The sequence below is a fragment of the Paracraurococcus lichenis genome (assembly GCF_030657435.1).
GTDB lineage: Bacteria > Pseudomonadota > Alphaproteobacteria > Acetobacterales > Acetobacteraceae > Paracraurococcus > Paracraurococcus lichenis.
On record NZ_JAUTWS010000230.1, the window covers coordinates 1 to 3,008 of the forward strand.

Below are 3,008 nucleotides of genomic sequence, written 5' to 3' on the forward strand. Positions count from 1 at the left end.
GGTTGTCCTGGTTCGGAACTACCGGGACGGAGATGGGCTCGAACCTGGAAGCCGCCTTGCCGAGGGGCTGCCCGAGGAGGCGAAACGTGTAGTCGACAGCGGCATGCATCGTCGCTGCGGCCGGGCGGCGCGTTCGGCCTGGGTGCCATCGGCGCCAAGCTCCACCTTTCGCCCTCTGCCACACCTGGGCGCGGGCCCGACTGCCCGGCAATGGCCGTCCATTTGCTGATGAACGTCCCCTTGACGGGGAGACGCCGCATGTGAGGCGCAGCAGATGCGCTGGAGCCGGGCGACGGTGCAGCCCTTCCTCGACGTCCGCACGGCGGTTCTGAACGGCACGCTCGAGGCTGCCTTCCGGCAGCGCTACCCGGGCGTTCGTCCCCCCGCCGGTCAGCAGCACGCCATGGCAAAAGCAGCCTGATCAGCCCCCACGACATTGCATGCTCTCCGCGCCGAGCGACACCGGCAGTCTCTCCAGGCTCCGCGCTGCTGCGTGCAAGGACGGGCGCAGGCCGAGGGAGGCCAGCGTCACCAGCTCAATCACCGTCAAGAACAGCGGCTCGCACGAGTACTGCCGCTGCCAGTGCGTTACGAACACCACGTCGATCCACTCGCTCGGAAGGGCGTGCTCCAGCGCGATCCGCACCATCACGCTCACCGGCGCGCGCTGCTCAAAACGCTCGAGGACAGAGGTCCGCATGGCGCCGCTCCCGTTCCTGCCTGCAATCGCAAGCCGAAAGAAAGTCACGCCTCAACACCCTGAAAGGTGTGGGGCTAAATTCCGATACGGATTTCAACCCGGCGGCTTTGGGTGGGTGTGTCGGCGTAAGGTGCCGTGCCACCAGACTCAAATCGGACCCTATCAGATGATACGCCTGCCATGATGAGGGCGTCGGCTACGGCACGAGCCCTTGCCTCGGCGAGCGCGCGATTCGCTGCTGGCACGCCAGCAGGACTCGTAAATCCGACAACGCGGACAGGTTGGAGTGGGTAACGTTTAGCTAACTGAGCGGCATTTGCGACGACCGTTTGACCTACGACATCAAGCGTCGCGTCGTCTCCGGCGAAAAATACAACCGGCAGCGGCTGATCTTTGGGGACGAACAGAGAGCAGCCCGGAAAGCAGAGACCTACGCCGGAAAATGCCATCATACTGAGACGTCTGCGCTGCATGTGCCCAGCTCCATTTTGACCTGTTTCTTCTAATATGCACCACGCGTTTCGGTTACAAGATGGCCACCTCGGCACAGCCGTCGATACCCCCGCTTCGAGACTTTTGGATGGAGACAAGGCTGGCCCAAGCGCAGCCACGCCCCGCCACTATTTGTGTTTACCCACATGCTAGTCGTCGAACCCGAAAGGCGTCGCGTGGTTCGGATGTCAGTCGCGAGCAGCTGGAGGATCTTCCAAGCTTCGCTAGCGATGGCACGCGTAAGCTGACCCCATCTGCAGCAGATAGAAAGAGATCAACACCATGTCGAACCCGGACAACCTCAAGGAAGTTTACGCCGAGGAGATGAAGGATCTCTGGTCGGCGAACGACCAGATGGCGCGCGCTGTTCAGGTGATGGCGGGCAAAGCCCATGATCCGAAGCTGAAGCAGACACTCGAGAGTTCAGTCGAGGGTATCAACAAGCACCGTGATACGCTGAAGACGCTGTTGCGAGAAGCCGGTGCTGACGTGGCAAAGGAGCACTGCCAGGGCATGGAAGGCTTGGTGAGAGAGGCTGTCAAGCATACCGGAGACGATGCGCCTAAGAAGGACGAGCTGCTCGACGCCGAGATCATTGCCCAGTACCAACGCATGTCCCACTACGGAATTGCCGGGTTCGGCACTGCCGGGGCCTATGCTCAAGCTCTTGGCATGCAGGATCATGTCGGCAAGCTGAAGGAGATCGTCGCCGACATTTACAAGGCTGACGAGTATGCCAGCACGCTTGGCGAAAAGCTCGCGCAGGTAGCTTCGAAGCAATAAGTTGCGGACCTGATACCTGGGAACCTCAGCCAGCTTGAGAAGGCGGTAGGGCATCGGCGACGCCTGCAACGCGACAGTAGCGAGGCGCGGCAGCATGGCGGCCAGGTCGTAACGGCGGTTGAAGCGGTACTGAAACTCGGCGAAGGTTCGGGGCATTGCCCCGAACCGGCACGTGCTTCGGCGCGATCGAGCGATAGGTGCTGGTGCTCGCGGCCTTCATGTTGCCCAGCGCCGCGTTCACCCACTTGAAGGCCGGTGTGCGTACCGCCTGAGCGCCCGAGCCGGTCCTGATGACCGTGTGCCGGCACCCCGTCTTGGTCATGGCGACGAAGCAGGGCAGACCGTCGCTGATCACCTCGCAGGTCCGCTCCAGGCCGCGCTTGGCAAAGTCCTCGACGGCGCGGCTGCAGAAGCTCGGCACTCGGCACATTTTCAGTCGCACCGGCTTGCCCTCCGGCGTGGTCTCGACCGCAGCCAGGAAGGGCGTCTTGCCGGGCGAGCCACGGCCGCGCTTGCCGCCGAGATAGGCGTTATCGAGTTCAACCCGGCCCGTGAGCTGCCGCTTGGCATCGCGCTCCAGCATCACTTGCCCGAGCTTGTGCTTGATGGGTATCCATACGGCCAAGGCCGCGGGTGGCCGAGGATAGCGTGTGGGCGGCGTTCACCGGTTCCGGTCGTAGCTGAGGTCTTCGGGGGTGCTGATTCTGGGAGGTCCGTGGATCAGGTTGCTGGTTTGCGCCTGATGGCTGGCTTTCGCGACCAGGCCTTGGCGAGATCCTCGACGGCTTTTGCATGCTCATCGAAGTCGATGGCGGTTGGGTCGAAAGGCGCGCCGACCCATTCGACCATCTCGGCATGCCTCTCGTGCTGCGGGTCGGCGATCGCCTCAAGGAACTCGGCGTAGCCCCAAGGTCCGCCGACGTCCTCGGGCGGGCAGCGCCCTGTGGCGTCGATCAGGAACGGGTAGAGCAGGCCGGGGATGGCATCCGTGATGCGCTCGACCTTGACCGTGTGTTCCCAGCCATCGCCGAAA

The 3,008-nt window shown here is 63.1% G+C and carries 5 protein-coding genes and 1 pseudogene; 2 read left to right on the forward strand and 4 right to left on the reverse strand.

Going from position 1 to position 3,008, the window contains the following annotated elements; translation table 11 throughout:
- Positions 1–274 precede the first annotated feature (274 nt).
- On the forward strand, positions 275–421 hold the full coding sequence (locus Q7A36_RS39120) for a hypothetical protein (RefSeq protein WP_305109196.1): 147 nt from the start codon (positions 275–277) through the stop codon (positions 419–421).
- Between the two features lie 27 nt (positions 422–448).
- On the opposite strand, the pseudogene Q7A36_RS39125 reads toward Q7A36_RS39120, so the two are convergent.
- Positions 449–700 (reverse strand): annotated as a pseudogene (locus tag Q7A36_RS39125) (hypothetical protein); the annotation flags it as partial.
- A gap of 74 nt (positions 701–774) precedes the next feature.
- Entirely contained in the window at positions 775–1,173 is a 399-nt protein-coding gene (locus Q7A36_RS39130) for an OmpA family protein (protein ID WP_370655800.1), read from the reverse strand.
- Positions 1,174–1,474: 301 nt separating this feature from the next.
- Here Q7A36_RS39130 and Q7A36_RS39135 point away from each other — a divergent pair, with 301 nt between their 5' ends.
- The gene (locus tag Q7A36_RS39135; RefSeq protein WP_305109197.1) at positions 1,475–1,975 is read left to right on the forward strand and encodes a YciE/YciF ferroxidase family protein; all 501 of its coding nucleotides are present in this window, start codon (positions 1,475–1,477) and stop codon (positions 1,973–1,975) included.
- 25 nt (positions 1,976–2,000) lie between these two features.
- Here Q7A36_RS39135 and Q7A36_RS39140 read toward each other — a convergent pair whose 3' ends face one another.
- Together Q7A36_RS39140 and Q7A36_RS39145 are read right to left on the reverse strand one after the other, a co-directional pair.
- Positions 2,001–2,558, reverse strand: coding sequence for an IS1595 family transposase (locus Q7A36_RS39140; protein ID WP_305109198.1), 558 nt, complete (start codon positions 2,556–2,558; stop codon positions 2,001–2,003).
- A gap of 137 nt (positions 2,559–2,695) precedes the next feature.
- Positions 2,696–3,008: plasmid pRiA4b ORF-3 family protein (locus tag Q7A36_RS39145; RefSeq protein ID WP_305109199.1), on the reverse strand; the 313-nt coding region annotated here is incomplete at its 5' end.